Genomic DNA, 16,929 nt, shown 5'->3' on the forward strand with positions numbered 1-16,929 from the left:
CCGCGAACTCTCCACTACAGAAAAGGACTCACCACGTGACCGAGCTCATCTACGACGCCGACGCCGACCTCTCCATCATCCAGTCCAAGAAGGTCGCGATCGTCGGCTACGGCTCGCAGGGCCACGCGCACGCGCAGAACCTCCGCGACTCCGGCGTCCAGGTCGTCATCGCACTCAAGGAGGGGTCGAAGTCGACCGCCAAGGCCGAGGACGACGGCTTCGAGGTCAAGAGCGTCGCCGACGCCGCCGACTGGGCCGACCTGATCATGATCCTCGCGCCGGACCAGCACCAGCGCGCCATCTACAGCGAGCAGATCGCGGACAAGCTGACCGAGGGCAAGACGCTCGCCTTCGCGCACGGCTTCAACATCCGCTTCGGCTACATCGAGGCCCCCGCGGGCGTCGACGTGATCCTGATCGCGCCGAAGGCCCCCGGCCACACCGTGCGCCGCGAGTTCGTCGCCGGCCGCGGCATCCCGGACATCATCGCCGTCGAGAACGACGCGACCGGCACCGCCTGGGAGACCGCGAAGTCCTACGCGAAGGCCATCGGCGGCACCCGCGCCGGCGTCATCAAGACCACCTTCACCGAGGAGACCGAGACCGACCTGTTCGGCGAGCAGGCCGTGCTCTGCGGCGGCACCTCGCAGCTCGTCCAGTACGGCTTCGAGACCCTCGTCGAGGCCGGCTACCAGCCTGAGATCGCCTACTTCGAGGTGCTGCACGAGCTCAAGCTCATCGTCGACCTCATGTGGGAGGGCGGCATCGCCAAGCAGCGCTGGAGCGTGTCGGACACGGCGGAGTACGGCGACTACGTCTCGGGCCCGCGCGTCATCGACCCGCGTGTGAAGGAGAACATGAAGGAGGTCCTCGGCGACATCCAGAGCGGGGCGTTCGCGAAGCGCTTCATCGCCGACCAGGACGCCGGAGCCCCCGAGTTCCAGGAGCTGCGCGCCAAGGGCGAGAAGCACCCGATCGAGGAGACCGGCCGCGAGCTGCGCAAGCTCTTCGCCTGGAAGCAGACCGACGAGGACTACACCGACGGAAGCGTCGCGCGCTAGTCGCTCGGGCGATCGAGAGAACCCCGGTCCGTCGAAGGAACCCGCTGTAGCGGGATCCCTCGACGGGCCGGGGTTCCCTCGCGTTCAGGGCGGAGAGAGCGGGAGGTCAGCGGGGGAGGCGGCGCAGGCCACCCCGGGGCGGGACGAGCACGGGGGTCGGCCAGCGGGGGCTGAGGTCGTCGCCGAGGGTGACGCGGCGGAGCTTGCGTCCGACGAGGGGGAGGACCCAGTCGGCTGCCCAGCGCTGCTGGTCGCGGAGCCACTCGCGCGGAGTGAGCGGTTCGGGTGCCTCCCACGGGCCGGTCGAGAGGGTGTGCGGCACGCCGAGGGTGTCGAGCACCCGTCCGGCGAGGACGCGGTGGCCCCGCTTCGAGAGGTGCATCCGATCGGGGGCCCACATCATCGGAGAACGGAACTCCTGCATCCGCCAGTAGTCGATCAGGATCGCACCGCGCTCGCGGGCGATCCGGCGGACGGCGCTGTTGTAGAGGCGGTTGCGGCGCACGAACATCCGCGGTGCGGGCAGGCCGGGGATGTCGAAGCCGGTGAAGAGAACGAGGGAGGCGCCGGTCGTGGCGAGCGCGTCGACCAGTGCCTCGTAGCGCTCGATCATGTCGGCCATGTCGGTGCCCAGATCGAGGATGTCGTTGCCGCCCGCGTAGAGGGTCACCAGGGTGGGCTCGAGCTTGAGTGCCGGAGCGAGCTGCTCGTCGACGATCGCCGCGAGGCGCTTCGACCGGATGGCGAGGTTCGCGTACTCCCAGCCCGGCTCGGCCCGTGCGAGGCGGTCCGCGACCCGGTCGGCCCAGCCGCGCACGCCGTTGGGCAGGCGCTGGTGCGGATCGCCGACGCCCTCGGTGAAGGAGTCGCCGAGAGCGACGTAGCGGCGACGGCGTTCCCCCATCCGCCCAGCCTCCCCCGCGCGGGAGGACGGCGGGTGTCCGCGGGGTGACCGGCGGACGGCGGCGGGCTCGGAGCCTCCTGCGAGGTGCGCGCGGCTAGGGTGTTGCGGTGATCGAGGACAGACGGGGTCGCTCCCCGGAGGGCGAGGACGAGGACGGCATCGACGCGGACGCGCTGGAGTGGGCGGGCGAGGACGCGGATCCGACGTTGTCCCCCGGCGAGGCGCGCGTGCGCCGCGTCCCGCGCGTCGCGGCGGAGGACGTCGAGGACGAGTCCGTCGCTGACGCCGCCTCGTCCTCCGCCCTCCTGATCGGCGCGGGCATCGCGGCCGGCCTCTACCTCCTGTACACGATCGCCTGGCTCATCACCGCCACGCGGCAGGGGCCGGTGGCCGACTCGTCCTTCGCGGGTGATCCGCTCGGCGGCGGGCTCTACTCGCTCGGCCTCTGGCTCGCGGTCGCCGCGCCGGCCACGTGGTTCGCCGTCGTCCTGCTCGCCTCGGGCGGGTCTCGGGTGCGTACCCGCGTGCTCTGGCTCGTCGCCGGGCTCGTGCTGCTCGCCCGCTGCCGTTCCTGAAGGGGGCGTGATGACCGCATCGACCCGGGCCACTCTCGGCGGGAGGGGGCCGCGCGATCGGCCGGGCCGCCGCCTGCTGGCCTCCGTGCTGATCGCTGCCGCCTTCGCCCTGTTCTTCGCGTGGGACGTCTGGGAGGCGGTCGGCAACCTCCTGGGCCTGCGCGCCTATGCCGCCTCGCTGGGCACCGATCTCAATCCGACCGGCTGGACGGTGCTCGTGCTCGGCCTGGTGCTGCCGGTGCTCTGCTTCGTCGTCGCGCTCGTGCTCGGCCGACGGCGGGGAGTCGCGGTGCGGGCCGGAATCCTGGCCGCGGCGCTCTGTCTCTCGGCCGCGCTCTCGCTCGACGTGCAGCTCATCCTCGGCGTCGAGAGCCTGGTCTCGCTGAGCTGAGCGCAGCGGGCGTCACACCGCGCGGGGCGCGGGCACGCCTCCGCTACAGTGACGGGGGGCTGCCGACGCCCCCGCCTCGGTGCCCGCTCCGTCCCCTCTCCGAAGGAAGCGCCTCTCGTGACAAAGCCGGTCGTCCTGATCGCCGAAGAACTCTCTCCCGCCACCGTGGACGCTCTCGGTCCCGACTTCGAGGTCCGCTCCGTGGACGGCACCGACCGCCCGGCGCTGCTCGAGGCCCTCGGCTCGGCGCACGCGATCCTCGTCCGCTCGGCGACGCAGGTCGACGCGGAGGCGATCGCCGCTGCCCCTTCGCTCCAGGTCATCGCGCGCGCGGGCGTGGGCCTCGACAACGTCGACATCACCGCGGCGACGGCCGCGGGCGTCATGGTCGTGAACGCGCCGACGTCCAACATCATCTCGGCGGCGGAGCTGACCGTCGGCCACATCCTCAGCCTCGCCCGACACATCCCGGCCGCGCACAGCGCCCTCGCGCAGGGCCTCTGGAAGCGCTCGAAGTACACCGGCGTCGAGCTCTACGAGAAGACCGTCGGCATCATCGGCCTCGGCCGCATCGGCGCGCTGATCGCCGCGCGCCTCCAGGCCTTCGGGGTGGACGTCATCGCCTACGACCCCTACGTGACGAGCGCGCGCGCGCAGCAGCTCGGCGTCACGCTGGTCTCCCTCGAGGACCTGCTCGCGCAGAGCGACTTCATCACGATCCACATGCCCAAGACGCCGGAGACGACGGGAATGATCTCGGACGAGCAGCTCGCACTGATGAAGCCGACGGCGTTCGTCGTCAACGTCGCTCGGGGCGGTCTGATCGACGAGGAGGCGCTGCACCGCGCCCTCGTCGCGGGCACGATCGCCGGCGCCGGGCTCGACGTGTTCGTGAAGGAGCCGCCGGTGGGCTCGCCGCTGCTCGCCCTCGAGAACGTGGTCGTCACTCCGCACCTCGGTGCGTCGACCGATGAGGCGCAGGAGAAGGCCGGCGTCTCGGTCGCCCGCTCGGTGCGCCTGGCCCTCTCCGGCGAACTCGTGCCCGACGCGGTGAACGTCGCCGGCGGTGTTATCGACGAGTACGTGCGTCCCGGCATCCCGCTGATCGAGAAGCTCGGCCAGGTCTTCTCCGGCCTCGCCGACTCGCCGATCACCTCGATCGACGTCGAGGTGCGCGGCGAGCTCGCCGGCTACGACGTCAAGGTGCTCAAGCTCGCGGCGCTCAAGGGCGTGTTCACCAACGTCGTGTCCGAGACGGTCTCGTACGTGAACGCCCCGGTGCTCGCCGAGCAGCGCGGCATCGAGGTGCGCCTGATCACCGAGGAGGTCTCGGACGAGTACCGCAATGTGATCACCCTGCGCGGCGCGCTCTCGGACGGATCGCAGATCTCTGTCTCCGGCACGCTCACCGGCACGAAGCAGGTCGAGAAGATCGTCGCGATCAACGGCTACGACGTCGAAGTGCCGATCGCGAAGCACCTCGTGGTGATGAGCTACGTCGATCGGCCGGGCATCGTCGCGGTCTACGGTCGCGAGTTCGGCGAGGCCGAGGTGAACATCGCAGGCATGCAGATCGCGCGCACCGAGGCGGGCGGCAAGGCCCTCTCGGTGATCACCATCGACTCGCCCGCCCCCGACGGCCTGCTCGAGAAGGTCCGAGTCGCGATCGACGCCGACCTCATGCGGGAGATCGACATCACCGAGCAGTGAGCGCCGTAGCCGCGCGGAGGTTCGCGCAGGTCGACGTCTTCGGGGCGGAGCCGTTCCGCGGCAACCCGGTCGCGGTGGTGGTCGACGCAGACGGCGTCGACGACGACGCGATGGCGGCGTTCGCGCGGTGGACGAACCTCTCGGAGACGACCTTCCTGCTGCGGCCGATCGATCCCGCCGCCGACTACCGGCTGCGGATCTTCACCCCCGGAGGCGAGCTCCCCTTCGCCGGCCACCCGACGCTCGGCAGCGCGCACGCCTGGCTGGCCGCCGGGGGAGCGCCGCGGAGCGAGGGCGTGCTGGTGCAGGAGTGCGCGGTGGGCCTCGTGCGGCTGCGGCTGAGCGAGGCGGGCATCGCGTTCGCGGCACCTCCGCGGCGACGCACCGGCCCGGTCGACGAGTCGATCCTGGAGCGGGTGGCGGTGGCGCTGCGGATCCCGCGGGTCGAGATCCTCGACCACGAGTGGGTCGACAACGGTCCTGGCTGGCTCGCGGTGCGCCTCGCCTCGGCGGAGCAGGTGCTCGCGCTCGACCCGGACCAGGCACTGCTCGCCGGACTGGCGGTCGGCGTCGTCGGGGAGCATCCCGAGGGCGGCGAGTGCGCTATCGAGGTGCGGGCCTTCGTCCCGGACGTCGGGGTGCCCGAGGACCCGGTGACGGGGAGTCTGAACGCGGGGATCGCGCAGTGGCTGATCGGGAACGGCGTCCTCCCCGAGCGGTACACCGCGGCTCAGGGGACCGTTCTCGGCCGCAGCGGCCGGGTCCTGGTCGAGCGCGCGGGCGAGGACGTCTGGATCGGCGGCGCGACGGCGACGCTGATCGACGGGACCGTGGCGCTCTAGGACTGTGCGGGCGGTGCTGGCGTCCGCGGTGACGCGCCTCCGGTGCCTGTCGCCTCGCTCAGCACGGCGAGCAGCTCGTCTCGACCGACGCGGGCGAGGTGCGGCGACGGCGGTCCCCACGCCGACAGGATCCGCGCGGTCAGGGCGTCGACGTCCACCTCGGCGGACGGGGCGGGCAGCGACCATCGCGCCGCGAGGACGCCCAGGGCCGACTCGTCTCCCGGCGGCAGGCCGATGGCGCTCAGGACCGCGCCGGAGGCGGTACCGCGACGTCGGGCGGATCCCCACGCTCGCGCACCGAGCCGCGCTCGCCGATCGATCACGGGGAGCAGCGCGCTGAGGCAGCTGACCTTGGACGCTCCGGTGACGGAGGCGAGCTCGTGGGCGAGGAACCAGCCGGGGAAGGCGAATGCGGTGCGCCCCGCGTGCATGGCGGGTGCGTGGCTCAGCCCGCTGAGCCGGGCGATCTCGAGCAGCACCTCATCGCCGACCGGCTCACCGCGCCGCGAGGAGACGGTGTCGCCGAGCACGGCGAGCCTGCCCGCGGTGGCGAGGGCGAGCTGGTCCGCGCCCGGATGGGAGGACGGGCTGGCGTAGGGCTCGATCGTGCGCGCGAGGGCCTCGTAGACGCCGGAGAGGATCGCGTCGGTGCCGAGCGAGCGGGTGAACGCGGCGTCGAGGACAGCCGCCTCCGGGCGCAGCACCTCGCCCGAGACGAGGAAGCGACGGTCCGCGGCGTCGAGGACGGCGTTGGTGTTGCGCTCGGATCCGGTGCCGAGGGTGGTCGGGAGGGCGATCAGGGGTAGCGGCGAGGCCGCCGTGTCGAGGCGCACGTGGCCGGGAGCCGATTCCGTCGCCGACCGCAGCTCGGCCCCCGCCGCCGCTGCTCGTGCCAGTTTCGCGCGGTCGATGACCGACCCCCCGCCGAACGCTAGCACGGCTGAGAATCCTCGAAGCGCACGCGCATCCTCGAGAACCGCCTCGAGTTCGGGTGGACCGCTGACCGGGCGCACGAGAGGCTCGCGCGAGTCCCACGCCACTGCCGCGAGCAGAGCCTTCGTCGAGGGGGCCGTGAGAAGTGCTCGGTCGGCGAAGACGACCACTCCCTCGGTCGACTCGCGCTCTCTTCCGCCCGCTCGCACGCACAGCGCGCGTATGCCCTCTGCGTCGAATCCTGTCAAGACAGAAGTGGTCGTCGTCGAGGGCATAAGTAGTACTCCGTTCGGGTCTTGACGTGATCATCTCACGTACTGCTAGGGTTCGAGAGCTTGCCGGGGAGGGTGGCGAAAGCGTCGGCCTTGGCTCGCATTCCTAATCACACAACAAGCAAGGGGGAAGTCATGGAACGGAGCCTGCTGAGCGGTTACACCGCTTATGCGTCGCCGACGGAGATCCAGAGCATCGTGCTCAACGACGCAGAGCTGGGAGACGTCGGAACGTCTGTCAGCCTCAGCGTCAGCGTGAGCTACTCGCTGTCGTTCTCCTGGTCCTGGTCCTGGACCTGATCCGTCTAACGACGGGTTCCTGATCGGCGCCGGGCCGCCCCCACGGCGGCTCGGCGCCGACTTCCCTCTTCTCGATCGTGATCCCCGTTCGAGTCGAATTCCTTGTCCGCCGTCGTCGATCTCGTTTCTCCCGGCTCTTCTCTCGGGTGAGCAGAAGAGAGATCGAGAAAGACGGACTGTGCGCGCCTTCCCGGTGGAGGCGACCGGAGCCACCCCGCCCGGCGGACTTCTCCCCACCCGAGAACACGACAGGAACTGCGAGGTCTCCGGTGATGACGACCAGCCCGACGACGGCCGCGGCGATCGACCTGCTCACCTCCTGGGAGCCGGTCTCGCAGGACGAGATCGACCGCCGTCTGAGCCCTGCGCACCGCATCGGCCCCGAGTCGGCCGTGCTCCAGACCGTCCAGGCGATCCGCCTCAGCCGCCCCCGACTCCTGCGCTCGACGCGCGAATCCGACCGTCTCACAGCCCTCCATGTCGAGTCGGAGGCCGGAATTCCGGGCGTCGTCTACGTCCAGGAGACCGCGGAGGGCAGGCTCGAGGGCCTGCGTCTGGCCACTCCCGTTCCCCGCCTCGTCGGCGCGGAGGACCTCCACCATGCTCTCTCGGCCGTGGCGAGGACGGTCTCGGTGCTGATCCGCGACGGAGCCGGCCTCGAGCGCGCGGGCGCCGATGTCGTCGCCGGCTCGTCGTTGATGAAGCTGTTCCTCCTCGACGCGGCGCTGGGCGCCGTCGAGTCCGGCGAGTTCTCTCTCGCCACCGAATGCCTCATCCGCGCGTCGGACATCTCGTATCTGAGCAGCGGCCTGACGACCGCGCACATCGGCAGGCCCGTGTCGATCCGCGATCTCTGCTCGCTGATGATCCTGCGGTCCGACAATAGTGCTGCAGACATTCTTCTTCGCATTCTCGGTCCAGAGAGGATTCTCTCCACAGCCGAATCGCACGGCCTGTCGCGCACGATCAACACTCCACTTCTCTCGACGAGGGACTACTTCAGCCGCGCCTGGGGTGCGGGAATGGATCCAGCCGCCGACCATGCCGATATCGACGCCCTTCTTCGCGCGAACGCTCTGGAGGAGATCCGGTACACGGACGGTCTGGACTATTTCATGACACTCGAGTCGGTCGACAGCGTGATGCGCCGCCTGTCCGAGCGGCCGTGGACTCCGTGGCTGACGGAGAATCGATCCGAAAGTGCGCCGATCGTGCAGTTCAAAGGCGGCTCCGCGCCGGGCGTCCTCGCCGGTTCATGGCTGCTCGTGGCCCCCGATTCGGTGAGGGGACTGACTTTCTGCTTGAATGGGGATCAGCCGCTCGGTGCGATCGAGGAAGTCTATGCATTCACGTGCGCCGAGGCGGTGCTCACGACGGGGGACGTGTCGCAGAGCGACGGGACGAGGGGGGTCTGATGCTGACTGAGGCGATCACGGACAGGCTGGTGGGGCGCAACCGCTCCACGGTCGTCACGTCTGCGGAGGGCTTGGTCTTCCGCAAAGTGTTCTCAGGTGAGCGGGCCGACGCCGACCGGCGTTTCCGCAACACCCTGCACTGGGAAGACGTCCGCCGGACGCGTTCGCTGACGTTCTCGCCGGCGATGCTCTCGAGCGACGCCGAGGCGCGGACGGTCGTCTTCCCCTACCTCCTGGAGGCGCGTTCGCTCCAGCAGGTGCTCGACAGCGCCCAGGAGACGGACGAGGCCGAGCGCCTGTTCGGCCGGGCGGGCGCGATCCTCGGCGAGCTGCACTCGATCGCGGGATTGCAGCCGTCCCTCGACGCCGGCGGCTCGGAGGACGAGCCGCTGCACGGATTCGACTGGCTCACTCCCGCCGCCTATGCCAGGGCGAGCGGCGGCGAGCTCGAGTGCTGGCGGCTGTTCCAGCACGACGCCGAGCTGGTCGAGGCCGTCCGCACCTGGACGACGGGCCAGCGGCGTTTCGCGATGGTGCCCTCGCACGGCGATCTGCGCCCCGACCAGTTCCTCGTCGGTGCCGACGACGAGCCCGTCCTGATCGACTGGGAGGAGTTCACGGTCGCTCCCGCGCACCGCGATGTCGCCGGCCTGCTCGGTGCGGTGCTCTTCGACGCGATCGCGCGCGCCTTCACTGGAGTCGACTCGCCGGAGAGCTCGGCCCTCGACTTCCACAACCTCCTCCTCGACCGCGGCGAGACGATGCTCGACCGGGCGCGGCCGGTGGCCGCCGCGATCCTCGCCGGCTACCGCACCCGCTCCGATCAGGAGCTGGATCGCGACGAGGTCGCGCGGGGCATCGGCTGGTACGTGATCGAACGCGTCATCGCCCGGTCGATGCTGTCGTACTCGATGTCGGCCTCCGACCGAGCGCTGGCGGGCATCGGCCGCCAGGCGATGCTCGAGCCGGGCAGCGCCGCCCTCCTCCTGGGCGAGGTGACCGCATGAGCGCCGCGGGGCCCTCGGCGGCCGATCTCGCCCGACTCCTCGACCTGGACGCCGACCGCGGAGTGCTGACCCTCGGCGACGCCCGCCTCGACCTCGACGCGCTGGACCCCCGTCGCGGACTCTCGACCTGGCTCTACGCGAATCTGCACGCGGGCAACCCGGACGTCTTCGCGACGACGTCGCTGCTCCCGGACGAGGCGTTCGAGGAGGAGATCCGCGCGGCACTGCCGGACCCCGGGGTGATCGTGCCCGTGGAGGCGCCGCTCGGCGCGTCCGCATCCGCGGGGCTCGTCGAGCTGCACCGCGTGCGGGTGCGGTTCGACGAGGACGACCTGACAGGGGAGGCGGGTGCCCGGCGCGCGCGGGTCTCGTGCCTGCGCCCGAACCTCACTCCGGGATTCTTCATGTTCGTGCACGAGCGCGCCGACCGGCCGGCGGCCCCGGGGTCGATGGTGCGCCACTACGTCCGGTTCGAGGACCCGGACGAGGCCCTCCGGTTCTGGGCCGCCAGCGTGCACGAGCTCGCCCGGCTCGGCCTCTCGTTCCGCACCAAGATGCTCTCGCGGCCGGACGCGTTCCCGCGTAACGACTCCCTCGTGTACTACTCCTCGGTCGACGCGGAGTCGGTCGCCGAGGCCCTGAGCGGTCTCGTCGCCTCCTCGGGGGCCGAGACGAGCGGGTCGCCGCTCTGCGCGGAGGTCGTTCCCGGGTTGCGGGTCGCCGCCGATCCGCTCCGTTCCGGGCGTGAGCAGAGCTTCGGCGAGAGCCGGTGCGCAGCACTGGCCGTCGGAGTCGCCGCAGCCGTGACCGCGGGCGGTCCGCTGGTCGGCCGCCTCCGTGATGCGCTCGCCGAAGCAGGCATCGACCCGGACGACGTCGCCCGCAACCTCGCGCCCGGCGCGAGTGGGGATCGTGCCGCGTGAGCGAGGTCTCGCTGCTCTGTCCGCACCAGCCGAGCGGCTCCGGGGTCGTCCGCCGCTACGCCCGAGCCGTCCGCGAGGGGGGATACGCCCGCCTGTGGACGGGGCAGTCCTTCCAGATCGAGAGCCATATGGCGTTGGCCGGTCTTGGCGGAACGGAGGACGCGGTCCCGGTCGGGATCGGGACCGCGCTGGCTCCGCTGCGCACCCCCTACGACGCCGCGCTCCAGGCCCGTTCGCTCGCGGCGGTCCTCGGCCGGCCCGTCTCGGTCGCCTACGGCGCCTCCGACCCCGACTTCGTCACGGCGACCCGCGGAGCTCCGCTGGAGCGCCCGGCCAGCTACACCGCCGCCTACGCGGGCATCGTCCGCGACCTTCTCGCTGGGCGCTCCGTCACGAGCACCGAGCCCGGCCTCGAGGCTCGCGAGGCGCGCCTGCCGGCGTTCGAGACCGGACCGGTCGAGGTCGGGACCGGCGTGCTGCGACCGGGCATGGCCTCCCGGTCCCGTGATCTGGTCGACTTCGTCGTGACCTGGATGACGCCGCGGACCTACGTGCGCGACGTCCTCCTGCCGCGTCTGACGCGTGCGGACGGTACGCGTGCCCGAGTGGTGACCAACGTGCACGTGGCCCTTGCAGGGCCGGGGCGCTCGCCGAACCTCCTCGCGCAGGCCGGCTGCTCGAACCACCTCGCGCGCTTCCACTACTCCGACATGCTCCGCCGCGCGGGCATCGACGCCCACCCCTCCGACATCGCCTCCGGCGCGCGGGAGCTCGTGCGCAGGAACGTGTTCGTCGTCGGAGACGCGCAGGAGGTCGCGGAGCAGATCCGCGACATCGGCGCGCACGGCATCGACGAGGTGGTCGTCAACCCGACGGCGGTGGCGACGGTGCACGGCGACGAGGCGGCCCTCGACGACCTCCAGCAGATCAGCGAAGCCCTGAGACCGAAGGTGATGTCATGAAGATCGAAATCCTGCTCCCCGTCCTGCTGCTCGGTCTGGCGTTCCTGATCTACTGCTACGTCGATCTGATCCGCAGCGCGGGCACCCGGCACCTGCCGAAGTGGGCGTGGGCGATCATCTGCGCGATCTCGATCCCGCTGGGTGGGATCCTCTACCTGATCTTCGGCCGGACCGAGCAGCGTGCAGCCGAATAGCGGCGTGCTCGTCCGCGCCGACGGCGCCACGGTGCGGTTCGGCTCCTTCACGGCGCTCGACGGCGTCGACTGCTCGTTCTCGGGGACCGGCGTGCACGGTCTGATCGGGGTGAACGGTGCGGGGAAGACGACCCTCATCCATGCGCTGCTGGGACTGATCCCAGTGACGTCGGGGCGGATCGAACGCGGCTCCGGCGAGATCGCCTACTGCCCCGACACCCCCAGCTTCGAGCCCTTCCTCACTCCGCTCGAGGTGATGGCGCAGTCGGCACGGCTCGGCGCACCCGCAGGCGGCGTCGCCACTCGGCGCGCGATCAGCGATCTGCTGACGCGGGTCGGGCTCGAGGACGCGGCACGGCGCCGGGTGGGCGGGTTCTCCCGCGGCATGAAGCAGCGGCTCGGGATCGCCGCCGCGCTGGTGCGCCGGCCCTCGCTGCTCATCCTCGACGAGCCGACGAGCGCCCTCGACCCGGTCGGGCGCGAGGCGATCCTCGAGATCGTGCGCAGCCTCGGCCGCGAGATGTGCGTCGTGATCTCGAGCCACATCCTCACCGACGTCGACTCGGTCGCCGACCGGCTCGTGGTCCTCGACCACGGGCACCTGGTCTTCGCGGGGGACAAGGGCGCGTTCATCGAGTCGGCCTCGGTGCGCTCGAGCATCGTCGTGTCCTCGTTCGAGGACGCCTCCGCCTTCCGCACCCGCCTCGCCGCGGCAGGGGTCCCGTCGGAGCCGGCGCTGGGCTCGGTCCGCGAGCTGCTCGTGCCGATGGGGGCGGTCGAGCCGCTCCTCGCGGTGATCGCGCGCAGCAGTGGTGACATCCGCTCGGTCAGCTTCGGGGAGAACTCCCTCCAGCAGGCGTTCATGAATCGCCTCGGCGCGCTCGCCGAGGCCGGGGCGGGGGAGCGATCGTGAGCCTCTCCGTCGAGTTCAAGCGCTGGAACCGCACGCGGCGGCTCCTCGTCGTCGCGCTCCTCTTCCTCTTCTCCGGCATCACCTCGCCGCTCATCGCCGAGTACAGCGCCGACATCTTCGGCGCTCTCGGCGCCACCGAGACCGTCACCATCACCGTCTCGGCCCCCACCTGGCAGAACCTCGTCGACTCCTACTTCAAGAACTCGTCGCAGCTCGCGCTGCTGCTCTCGGGGTACCTGGTCGGCTGGGCCTGCGCGCTCGGGCCGGACGAGCGCCTGCGCCTGTTCTACCGCTCGCGGGCCACGGGGCCGTGGCAGATCTTCGGCCCGCGGCTCGCAGTCTCGGCGATCGTCGCCTCGATCGGGGCGCTCGTCGGCGCACTGATGGCCGGCTACGAGACCGTGGTCCTGCACCCCGACCTCGACTGGGGGCTCCTCGTCGGCGGGCTCGCCCTGCAGGCCGGCGCGCTCGTCGTGTTCGTCCTCCTGGCCGGAGTGCTGGCGTGCTGGACGAACGCTCCCTTCCTGTCCGCGATCGTGATCGCGGCTGTCGTCTTCCTCGGCGGGCTGTTCGCGGGCGCGGAGGGGTTCCAGCGGTGGTCCCCGACCGCCCTGCTGTCGCCGTCCGGCCTGATCGCCGGCGACGGGCCCGACCAGTGGGGGGCCGTGCTGGCCTCTCTCGTGGTCCTGACCGCCGCGATCGCGAGCGTCCTCCTCATCCGCATCCGATCGAACGGACACCGAAGCACATGATCGAGACAGCGACCCCGACGCCGACCGCACGACGCTCCGAGGAGCTGATCGGCGTGCACGGCCTCACCAAGACCCTCGGCGGGAGGACCGTCGTCGACGACGTGTCCTTCTCGCTCCGGCGCGGATCCGCGTTCGGCCTGCTCGGACCCAACGGCGCGGGCAAGACCACGACCGTCCGGCTGCTGACGGGGCTCCTCACTCCGACCGCGGGTTCTGTGGAGCTGTTCGGCGAGGCGCTCACGGCGGCGTCGGCCGACCACCTCCGCCACCGCATCGGCGTGCAGACCGACGGGAACCTCTACGACCTGCTCACCGTCCGGGACAACCTCACGGCGTGGGGCGAGCTGTTCGGGATGCCGACGGCCCGCCGGAACGCACGCATCGACGAGGTGCTCGAGCTGTTCGGCCTCTCGGACCGCGCGGACGACGTGCTCGGCTCGTTCAGCAAGGGCATGCGCCAGAAGGTGGCGATCGCCCGCGCGATGCTGCACGAGCCGGACGTGCTGTTCCTGGATGAGCCCACCTCGGGGCTGGACCCGGAGGCCGCCGCCGACCTCATCGGCTATCTCTCGTCGCTGACCGCCTCGAGCGACGTCGCCGTGGTGATCTGCACCCACCAGCTCCAGGGCCTGGAGACGCTCTGCGACAGCATCGGGATCCTCGACCGCGGCCGCCTGGTCGCCTCGGGCCCTGTCGCGCAGCTCCTCGAGCAGCGCTGGCCGGACACGACGGTGCAGCTCACCGTCGAGGGGGATCCGGCGGCCGCGCTCGCGATCGTCGACCGCCTCGCCTCCGCGCCCGGCTCCACGGACGACGGAGTCATGACTCTGCGCGTCGCGGGCGAGGCCGAGGTACCCGCTCTGGTCGAGGCGCTCGTCGCCGGAGGCGTGCGCATCACCTCGATCGTCCCTCGGCGCCACACCATCGAGGAGTACTACTTCACGACCATCGGAGAAGAACGATGAACCGCCGCCGCGTCACCGCCCTCGTCCAGAAGGACTTCCGCGAGATCCTGCGCAACAAGCAGGCTCTGGCGCCGATCATCGTGGTGCCCATCCTCTTCGTCACGGTGCTCCCGGTGCTCGTGCTGCTCCTGGGCCGCAACCAGACGCTCATGGCATCGATCAACGGGATGCAGCAGTTCCTCGCGAACCTGCCCGCGGGCATCGTCCCCGCCGACTACGACCTGGCGCAGTCCACCGCCTACGCGATGGTGATCTACTTCTTCGCGCCGATCTTCCTCCTCATCCCGGTGATGGTGGCGAGCGTCACCGCGAGCGCGAGCTTCGTGGGCGAGAAGGAGAAGCGGACGATCGAGGGGCTGCTCTACACGCCGCTGACCAACAGCGAGTTGGTCTTGGCGAAGATCCTCGTCTCGCTGGTCCCGGCGGTGCTCGTCACCTGGGCGGCGTTCCTCCTCTACGGCCTGGTCGTGAACCTGGTGGGCTACCCGCTGTTCGGCGGACTGGTCTTCCCGACCGCCACCTGGATCGTCTCGGCCTTCGTGCTCGCACCGCTGATCGCGTTCCTCGCCATCTGCCTGATCGTGGCGGTGTCGCAGCGTGCCACGACCGTGCAGGGCGCGCAGGGCACCGCGGCGTTCCTCGTGCTTCCGCTGGTGGGCCTGGTCGTCGCGCAGACGGCGGGGCTCTCGCTCTTCAACCTCGCCGTCGCCGGGGGCGGCGCGGTCGTGCTCGTGGTGATCGACCTGGCCCTGTTCTTCGCCGTGGTGCGACGCTTCGACCGCGAGCGCCTGGTGACGCGGCTCTGACGCGGCGTCAGGTGCCGAGGAGGCGGCGCACGACGGCGAGGACGTCCTCGGCCTCGCCGCGCGACTCCTGACCCGTGGGGAGCAGGGCGGAGTTGTAGTAGAGGCCGTCGCTCATCAGCACGATCGCGCGGGCGACGAGAGGGTCGCCCACCGCGTCGGCGACGACCGCGTTCCAGCTGTCGTGGATGCGCGCGAGGCCGCCGCTGGCGCGCTCGTCGTGACCCTGTGCGATGCGCGCCACGGCGAGGATCGTGCGGTCAAAGGCGGAGTCGGCGGCGAACGAGGTCCGCAGGAGGTAGGCGACCACGCCCTCCGGCGCGGCGAGGCTCTGGGCGACGTCCTCTTCGCGGCGCGCGTCGAGGCGTTGCAGCAGGCCGTCCACGAGGGCGTCCTTCGAGGGGAAGTGGTAGAGGAGCCCGCCCTTCGAGACGCCGGCGGTGCGGGCGACGGCGTCGAGGGTGGCGGCGCGCTCGCCCTGCTTGATCAGGAGCTGCTCGAAGGCGTCGAGGACGCGGTCGCGTGCGGGAGCAGTCACGGCGACCATCCTACGGCGGAATCCTGGCGAGTGTACCGGCTGGACGGTATACTCGCCCCGTTCCTCTCCGTGAAAGGTCGTCCCCTGTGTCCGCGCGTACCGCTCCCGTTCCCGCCGTCGATCCGTCCGGCGCCGCCGACCGGGTCGGACGCCGTGCGTGGGTGGCCCTCGCGGTGCTGATGCTGCCGGTGCTGCTGGTCTCGGTCGACAACACAGTGCTGAACTTCGCGCTGCCCTCGATCGCCGAGAGCCTGGGTCCGTCGGGCACCGAGCTGCTCTGGATCGTCGACGCGTACCCGCTCGTGCTGGCCGGCCTGCTGGTGGCGATGGGAAGTCTCGGCGACCGCATCGGGCGGCGCCGCCTCCTGCTGGTCGGTGCGATCGGATTCGCCGTCGTCTCGGTCGCTGCCGCCTTCGCGCCGACCGCTGCGGCCCTGATCGGCGCCCGCGCCGCGCTGGGCTTCTTCGGCGCGATGCTGATGCCCTCGACCCTCTCGCTCCTGCGCAGTCTCTTCCCCGATCGCGATCAGCGCCGACTCGCCATCGCGATCTGGGCGACGGGCTTCGCCGTCGGATCCGCGATCGGCCCGCTCGTCGGCGGTGTGCTGCTCGAGCACTTCGCCTGGGGTTCGGTGTTCCTGCTCGCGGTGCCCGTGCTGCTGCCGCTGGTCGTGCTCGTGCCGATCCTGGTGCCGGAGTCGCGCGACCCGGAGCCCGGACCGGTCGACGTGGCGAGCATCCTCCTCTCCCTGGCGACGATGGCGCCGGTCGTCTACGCCGTGAAGTCGTTCGCCGAGCACGGAGTCGATGTGCCGGGCGCCGTGGCACTCGTGGTCGGAGTCGCCTCTGGCGTGCTCTTCGTGCGCCGGCAGCAGCGTCGCCGGTCACCGATGCTCGATCTGTCGCTCTTCCGCCGCGGGTCGTTCAGCGCGGCGATCGTGGTGAACCTGCTCAGCGTGACCGCGCTGGTGGGCGGGCTGTTCTTCCTCTCGCAGCACCTTCAACTCGTGGTCGGACTCTCGCCGCTGGCCGCGGGGCTCGTCTTGGTCCCGGGGCTCGCGGTGATGATCGTGGCGGGCCTGGGCGTGGTGCCGATCGCCCGGAGGGTCGCCCCGCGGATCGTGGTGCCGGCGGGCCTGGTGATCTCGGTCGTCGGCTACGTGCTGCTCGCGGTCGGCAGCGCGGCCCCCGGAGGCGCGTCGGCGCTCACCGTCGCCGTGGCCTTCGCGTTCCTCGGCCTGGGCATCGGCGCGGCCGAAACGGTGTCGAACGAGCTGATCCTCGCGAACGCGCCCGCCGACAAGGCAGGCGCCGCCTCCGCCGTCTCCGAGACGGCGTACGAGCTCGGAGCCGTGCTGGGCACGGCGACGCTCGGCACGGTGCTCACGGCCGTCTACCGCGGGGGGAGTGGCCCTGCCGGAGGGCCTCGACGCCGCGCAGGCGCAGCGCGCGGGCGAGACCCTCGGCGG

18 protein-coding genes and 1 pseudogene are annotated in these 16,929 nt (G+C 71.2%); 16 read left to right on the forward strand and 3 right to left on the reverse strand.

The window, feature by feature from the left end:
- Nucleotides 1-35 precede the first annotated feature (35 nt).
- Complete coding sequence (ilvC, locus tag ACH61_RS03115) at nt 36-1,061, forward strand: ketol-acid reductoisomerase (protein ID WP_068208481.1); 1,026 nt, start codon at nt 36-38, stop codon at nt 1,059-1,061.
- A 106-nt stretch (nt 1,062-1,167) separates the two neighbouring features.
- Here ilvC and ACH61_RS03120 read toward each other — a convergent pair whose 3' ends face one another.
- Entirely contained in the window at nt 1,168-1,965 is a 798-nt protein-coding gene (locus tag ACH61_RS03120; RefSeq protein WP_068208484.1) for an SGNH/GDSL hydrolase family protein, read from the reverse strand.
- A 107-nt stretch (nt 1,966-2,072) separates the two neighbouring features.
- On the opposite strand from ACH61_RS03120, the gene ACH61_RS03125 reads away from it, so the two are divergent.
- The 4 genes from ACH61_RS03125 (at nt 2,073) to ACH61_RS03140 (ending at nt 5,483) form a co-directional block, all read left to right on the forward strand.
- Nucleotides 2,073-2,540, forward strand: coding sequence for a hypothetical protein (locus tag ACH61_RS03125; protein ID WP_068208488.1), 468 nt, complete (start codon nt 2,073-2,075; stop codon nt 2,538-2,540).
- A gap of 10 nt (nt 2,541-2,550) precedes the next feature.
- Nucleotides 2,551-2,931, forward strand: a complete 381-nt coding sequence (locus tag ACH61_RS03130; protein ID WP_082844968.1) for a hypothetical protein — start codon at nt 2,551-2,553, stop codon at nt 2,929-2,931.
- 117 nt (nt 2,932-3,048) lie between these two features.
- Nucleotides 3,049-4,641: a phosphoglycerate dehydrogenase gene (gene serA / locus ACH61_RS03135; protein WP_068208491.1), complete on the forward strand. Its 1,593-nt coding sequence runs from the start codon at nt 3,049-3,051 to the stop codon at nt 4,639-4,641.
- A complete protein-coding gene (locus tag ACH61_RS03140; protein WP_068208493.1) occupies nt 4,638-5,483 on the forward strand; it encodes a PhzF family phenazine biosynthesis protein in 846 nt (281 codons plus the stop codon). The genes serA and ACH61_RS03140 overlap by 4 nt, the downstream gene beginning before the upstream one ends.
- Here the strand turns inward: ACH61_RS03140 and ACH61_RS03145 are convergent.
- The gene (locus ACH61_RS03145; RefSeq protein ID WP_082844969.1) at nt 5,480-6,691 is read right to left on the reverse strand and encodes an iron-containing alcohol dehydrogenase; all 1,212 of its coding nucleotides are present in this window, start codon (nt 6,689-6,691) and stop codon (nt 5,480-5,482) included. The genes ACH61_RS03140 and ACH61_RS03145 overlap by 4 nt on opposite strands.
- Before the next feature lie 132 nt (nt 6,692-6,823).
- Between ACH61_RS03145 and ACH61_RS03150 the strand changes: the two genes are divergently transcribed.
- The 10 genes from ACH61_RS03150 (at nt 6,824) to ACH61_RS03195 (ending at nt 14,925) form a co-directional block, all read left to right on the forward strand.
- The gene (locus ACH61_RS03150; RefSeq protein ID WP_068208500.1) at nt 6,824-6,988 is read left to right on the forward strand and encodes a signal protein; all 165 of its coding nucleotides are present in this window, start codon (nt 6,824-6,826) and stop codon (nt 6,986-6,988) included.
- A 272-nt stretch (nt 6,989-7,260) separates the two neighbouring features.
- Nucleotides 7,261-8,403: a serine hydrolase gene (locus tag ACH61_RS03155; RefSeq protein ID WP_068208505.1), complete on the forward strand. Its 1,143-nt coding sequence runs from the start codon at nt 7,261-7,263 to the stop codon at nt 8,401-8,403.
- Nucleotides 8,403-9,410 carry a phosphotransferase gene (locus ACH61_RS03160; RefSeq protein WP_068208508.1) on the forward strand — a complete coding sequence of 336 codons (1,008 nt, stop codon included), beginning with the start codon at nt 8,403-8,405 and terminating at the stop codon, nt 9,408-9,410. Before ACH61_RS03155 ends, ACH61_RS03160 begins: the two co-directional genes overlap by 1 nt.
- Nucleotides 9,407-10,333, forward strand: coding sequence for a T3SS effector HopA1 family protein (locus ACH61_RS03165; protein WP_068208510.1), 927 nt, complete (start codon nt 9,407-9,409; stop codon nt 10,331-10,333). Before ACH61_RS03160 ends, ACH61_RS03165 begins: the two co-directional genes overlap by 4 nt.
- Complete coding sequence (locus ACH61_RS03170; RefSeq protein ID WP_068208514.1) at nt 10,330-11,295, forward strand: LLM class flavin-dependent oxidoreductase; 966 nt, start codon at nt 10,330-10,332, stop codon at nt 11,293-11,295. The genes ACH61_RS03165 and ACH61_RS03170 overlap by 4 nt, the downstream gene beginning before the upstream one ends.
- A complete protein-coding gene (locus ACH61_RS03175) occupies nt 11,292-11,489 on the forward strand; it encodes a PLD nuclease N-terminal domain-containing protein (RefSeq protein ID WP_068208515.1) in 198 nt (65 codons plus the stop codon). Before ACH61_RS03170 ends, ACH61_RS03175 begins: the two co-directional genes overlap by 4 nt.
- A gap of 4 nt (nt 11,490-11,493) precedes the next feature.
- A complete protein-coding gene (locus ACH61_RS03180) occupies nt 11,494-12,402 on the forward strand; it encodes an ABC transporter ATP-binding protein (RefSeq protein ID WP_068208517.1) in 909 nt (302 codons plus the stop codon).
- A complete protein-coding gene (locus ACH61_RS03185) occupies nt 12,399-13,154 on the forward strand; it encodes a hypothetical protein (RefSeq protein WP_068208520.1) in 756 nt (251 codons plus the stop codon). The genes ACH61_RS03180 and ACH61_RS03185 overlap by 4 nt, the downstream gene beginning before the upstream one ends.
- Nucleotides 13,151-14,119, forward strand: a complete 969-nt coding sequence (locus ACH61_RS03190) for an ABC transporter ATP-binding protein (RefSeq protein WP_068208522.1) — start codon at nt 13,151-13,153, stop codon at nt 14,117-14,119. Before ACH61_RS03185 ends, ACH61_RS03190 begins: the two co-directional genes overlap by 4 nt.
- Nucleotides 14,116-14,925 (forward strand): ABC transporter permease subunit, encoded by an 810-nt coding sequence (locus tag ACH61_RS03195; RefSeq protein WP_068208524.1) that lies wholly within the window; start codon nt 14,116-14,118, stop codon nt 14,923-14,925. The genes ACH61_RS03190 and ACH61_RS03195 overlap by 4 nt, the downstream gene beginning before the upstream one ends.
- A gap of 7 nt (nt 14,926-14,932) precedes the next feature.
- Here the strand turns inward: ACH61_RS03195 and ACH61_RS03200 are convergent, their stop codons facing one another.
- Nucleotides 14,933-15,460: a TetR/AcrR family transcriptional regulator gene (locus ACH61_RS03200; protein WP_236713520.1), complete on the reverse strand. Its 528-nt coding sequence runs from the start codon at nt 15,458-15,460 to the stop codon at nt 14,933-14,935.
- A gap of 86 nt (nt 15,461-15,546) precedes the next feature.
- Between ACH61_RS03200 and ACH61_RS03205 the strand changes: the two are divergent.
- Nucleotides 15,547-16,929 (forward strand): annotated as a pseudogene (locus ACH61_RS03205) (MFS transporter); the annotation flags it as partial.

Origin of the sequence: Rathayibacter tanaceti, assembly GCF_001634385.1 — a bacterium.
Classification (GTDB): Bacteria; Actinomycetota; Actinomycetes; order Actinomycetales; family Microbacteriaceae; genus Rathayibacter; species Rathayibacter tanaceti.

Coding starts and splice junctions, on each gene's coding strand:
- ACH61_RS03190 (WP_068208522.1), top strand. CDS start 13,151: ATGATCGAGACAGCGACCCCGACGCCGACCGCACGACGCTCCGAGGAG.
- ACH61_RS03120 (WP_068208484.1), bottom strand. CDS start 1,965: ATGGGGGAACGCCGTCGCCGCTACGTCGCTCTCGGCGACTCCTTCACC.
- ACH61_RS03150 (WP_068208500.1), top strand. CDS start 6,824: ATGGAACGGAGCCTGCTGAGCGGTTACACCGCTTATGCGTCGCCGACG.
- ACH61_RS03165 (WP_068208510.1), top strand. CDS start 9,407: ATGAGCGCCGCGGGGCCCTCGGCGGCCGATCTCGCCCGACTCCTCGAC.
- ACH61_RS03195 (WP_068208524.1), top strand. CDS start 14,116: ATGAACCGCCGCCGCGTCACCGCCCTCGTCCAGAAGGACTTCCGCGAG.
- ACH61_RS03160 (WP_068208508.1), top strand. CDS start 8,403: ATGCTGACTGAGGCGATCACGGACAGGCTGGTGGGGCGCAACCGCTCC.
- ACH61_RS03155 (WP_068208505.1), top strand. CDS start 7,261: ATGACGACCAGCCCGACGACGGCCGCGGCGATCGACCTGCTCACCTCC.
- ACH61_RS03145 (WP_082844969.1), bottom strand. CDS start 6,691: ATGCCCTCGACGACGACCACTTCTGTCTTGACAGGATTCGACGCAGAG.
- ACH61_RS03175 (WP_068208515.1), top strand. CDS start 11,292: ATGAAGATCGAAATCCTGCTCCCCGTCCTGCTGCTCGGTCTGGCGTTC.
- ACH61_RS03130 (WP_082844968.1), top strand. CDS start 2,551: ATGACCGCATCGACCCGGGCCACTCTCGGCGGGAGGGGGCCGCGCGAT.